Annotated in this window: 5 protein-coding genes and 1 pseudogene; all 6 read left to right on the plus strand. The window is 45.6% G+C overall.

The window, feature by feature from the left end:
* Positions 1 to 115 precede the first annotated feature (115 nt).
* The 6 genes and pseudogenes from NSCA4_RS0100065 (at position 116) to NSCA4_RS12500 (ending at position 2,734) form a co-directional block, all read left to right on the plus strand.
* Positions 116 to 334, plus strand: coding sequence for a hypothetical protein (locus NSCA4_RS0100065; RefSeq protein WP_016686264.1), 219 nt, complete (start codon positions 116 to 118; stop codon positions 332 to 334).
* A gap of 138 nt (positions 335 to 472) precedes the next feature.
* On the plus strand, positions 473 to 1,570 hold the full coding sequence (locus NSCA4_RS12490; protein WP_016686265.1) for a replication initiation factor domain-containing protein: 1,098 nt from the start codon (positions 473 to 475) through the stop codon (positions 1,568 to 1,570).
* 143 nt (positions 1,571 to 1,713) lie between these two features.
* A pseudogene (locus tag NSCA4_RS12495) lies at positions 1,714 to 2,009 on the plus strand (hypothetical protein).
* 3 nt (positions 2,010 to 2,012) lie between these two features.
* Positions 2,013 to 2,210, plus strand: coding sequence for a hypothetical protein (locus NSCA4_RS0100080; protein WP_016686268.1), 198 nt, complete (start codon positions 2,013 to 2,015; stop codon positions 2,208 to 2,210).
* A gap of 80 nt (positions 2,211 to 2,290) precedes the next feature.
* Positions 2,291 to 2,509, plus strand: a complete 219-nt coding sequence (locus NSCA4_RS0100085; protein ID WP_016686269.1) for a major capsid protein — start codon at positions 2,291 to 2,293, stop codon at positions 2,507 to 2,509.
* Positions 2,510 to 2,521: 12 nt separating this feature from the next.
* Positions 2,522 to 2,734: a hypothetical protein gene (locus NSCA4_RS12500; protein ID WP_016686270.1), complete on the plus strand. Its 213-nt coding sequence runs from the start codon at positions 2,522 to 2,524 to the stop codon at positions 2,732 to 2,734.
* Positions 2,735 to 2,736 lie beyond the last annotated feature (2 nt).

Below are 2,736 nucleotides of genomic sequence, written 5' to 3' on the forward strand. Positions count from 1 at the left end.
ACCTCAAGTCGTCTGAAAACAAAAATTACACTTTCAGACGACCTTATATATTGCGCCCCATCACAGGGGCATTTTTAACAATCGTAAAGCCCCTTTAACAAAAGTGGCTTTTCTTATGTGCATCGTCTTCTACACCGTCAATCCCGAACCGCCTAAATTTCCAAAATCTTTCATCGTTCGTATTTTCAAAGACGATTCTGATGTTACCCGTTGCCTTAAAACCGTTAATTTCACCATCTCTTCACCCGACCGTATTTCACAAATTAGAAATGCCGCCAATGAATACGGTCGTTTGTCCGTCCGCGAAATCATCAGCAAAGAGGTGTCCCAATGAAAAACATCAGCACCGAAAAAGCGCATGAAGCCGCGTTTAGCGGCGGCAGCGTAAGCGACGCGCCAAAGGCGGCTTCATGCGCCGATATGGCGCCCCCCCCCTTATCTAACAGGGGGGGGAGCAGAAACCGAAGCGGCTTTGAGCACCGAACACGAAACCTTCGAAAAATACACCACCTTTTTAACCGATTCAAAAGGCCGTCTGATTGAAGTGCCTTTGCGTCGTGGCAAAGCCAATTCCGCTTTTATCGACCAAATCAGTTTTTCAATCCACGAAGATACTTTTTCCTTGCTCGCCGGTTATCCATTGGTTGCCGATGATGAATACATCGTCCGCGCATCTATGGTTCTGGCCGATATTTTTGGTTTCGGTATTACTGAAAAAGCCAAGCATTCAGGCGGTCGTTTTTATGATTCCTGCTGGTTGATGGGGACAGACAATGCCCAATATGGCCGCGCCCATTTCGGTGGGCAAAACAATACCATGCTGATTGAAGTCACGGCCACGGGTTGCAATGCCGCATCTGACGGTTGGGAATCACGACTTTATAGCTTCATCCTACAGGCAGTCCGTCCCAAAATTACCCGTATCGACATTGCCAAAGACTTTTTTCAAGGCGAATACACGCCCGAGCAGGCCAAAGCCGACCGTCTCGCCTGTAAGTTCACCAATCATCACATGATGCCCGATGGCGAATCAGTCGGTACGGATTGGGAATCAAACAACGGCAAGGGCAAAACCTACTATGTAGGCTCCCGTGAATCGTCCAAATACGTTCGAGTTTACGAAAAAGGCAAGCAACTTGGCGACAAAGAAAGCGAGTGGGTGCGTTTTGAAATCGAATTCAAAGCCAAGGATATTGTGATTCCGTTCGAAGTATTGAATGTTCCGGGTGAGTATTTCGGCGAGGCATACCCTGTATGCGCACAATTCCAAGAGAAAGCCAAACGTATAGAAGCAGTGAAAAAGAATCTTGAATTGACTTTTGAACGCTGCATCGAAGTAGCCAAAAACCAAGTCGGGAGCGCCATCAATGCCGCAAAATCCATGTTTCCGCACAAAGATCGTTCGGAAATCTTAGCCATGTTCGAGGCAGATCATGACTTATTGCCCAAACGATTAAGCCTTGAAGTGTATTCATGTACCGAAAACAAAGCATCGGCCATACATGACAAACCCGAAGGCAGTTTATGGCTTAACGAATCTGCCCAAGTTTTACTTGAAATGGCCATCTAACAAAAAAACAAAATGACGAAGCTCATAGAGGCCAAGCACGAACAAGATTATCTGAATCTTATGTACGACCGATACGCATATAGATTTTAAAAGGCAAAAAGCTGCCGCCTACAAGTGCAGTGTATTGGATAAGGAAACACATCATGCAAATGCAAATTCAAGGCCAAATTATGGGCGTTAAACGCTTTAACGGCCAATTGACGGCAAAACTTTCGATTATTGCCGCGTTATCGTGTCTACACCGCTGAACAGTAGCCAAGGCAACGCATTAGGCAGCTCGGCTAGTGAATACGACTATGGCGGCTCCGTGAATTTCGAACAGTTCAAAGGTCTGTCGTTCCCTTTTGAAGCCTCTTTGACGGTTGAATTAGTGACCACCGGAAAAAGCCAAAAACTCAAAATTTTAGGTTTCCAGCCTAAAACCCCAAACAAAGGCTAAAACATGACAATTACCCGCGTTTACATTGTTCAGTCACGGGAAACGGGCGACTTCCTTTATCCGTCTGATACGGGTGATGTCGGGCAAACACCGTTTGTCAATGAAGCCGGTTATTTCTACGACCGAAACGAAGCGGTAGAAACCGCGTTATCCGAAATCGGTGAAAACTTTATTGTCTTCAGCTTTTTAGCAGAATTTTAAAAATTCAGGCTACAGGTACGGTCTGAATAATAGCAAAAGCACCTATTTAATTTTTGTTTAACTCACTAAAGGAAAACATCATGAAATTGATGAACACTTGCCGTAAATACGGCGCAAAACTGGCCGTTGTTGCCGCTGCTCCCTTGGCTCTGGCTACATCTGCCTATGCCGCTTTGCCCGAAGACGCAAAAACAGGTATTGAATCAGCGAAGGCCGACGGCCTTGAAGCAGGCTGGTTGGTAGTCGGCGTATTTGCCGCTCTGTTCGTGATTGCCATCGTAAAACGCTTGTTGCGCTAACAGGTAATTAAGATGTACTACCAAGTCGGGAATAAATGTCTTGAGCAAAGCCAAGCTGAAAATGTCTATTTCAGCTTGGTAGTACCTCAAATAACCCAAGACGGCAAAATCATCAAACCTGAGTACAACGGCACATTATGGAAATTGAACGGAGAGCCGATTAAAGCCGATTTGCCCAAATGCGATCCAAGTGACAACCTGAAAAGTGGTTTGGATACAGGTTGAAA

This window comes from Neisseria sicca 4320 (genome assembly GCF_000193735.1).
Classification (GTDB): Bacteria; Pseudomonadota; Gammaproteobacteria; order Burkholderiales; family Neisseriaceae; genus Neisseria; species Neisseria sicca_E.

Bases quoted from the DNA above. Each gene is read 5' to 3' on its own strand.
- NSCA4_RS0100080 (WP_016686268.1), top strand. From the start codon at position 2,013: ATGACAATTACCCGCGTTTACATTGTTCAGTCACGGGAAACGGGCGAC.
- NSCA4_RS12500 (WP_016686270.1), top strand. From the start codon at position 2,522: ATGTACTACCAAGTCGGGAATAAATGTCTTGAGCAAAGCCAAGCTGAA.
- NSCA4_RS0100065 (WP_016686264.1), top strand. From the start codon at position 116: ATGTGCATCGTCTTCTACACCGTCAATCCCGAACCGCCTAAATTTCCA.
- NSCA4_RS0100085 (WP_016686269.1), top strand. From the start codon at position 2,291: ATGAAATTGATGAACACTTGCCGTAAATACGGCGCAAAACTGGCCGTT.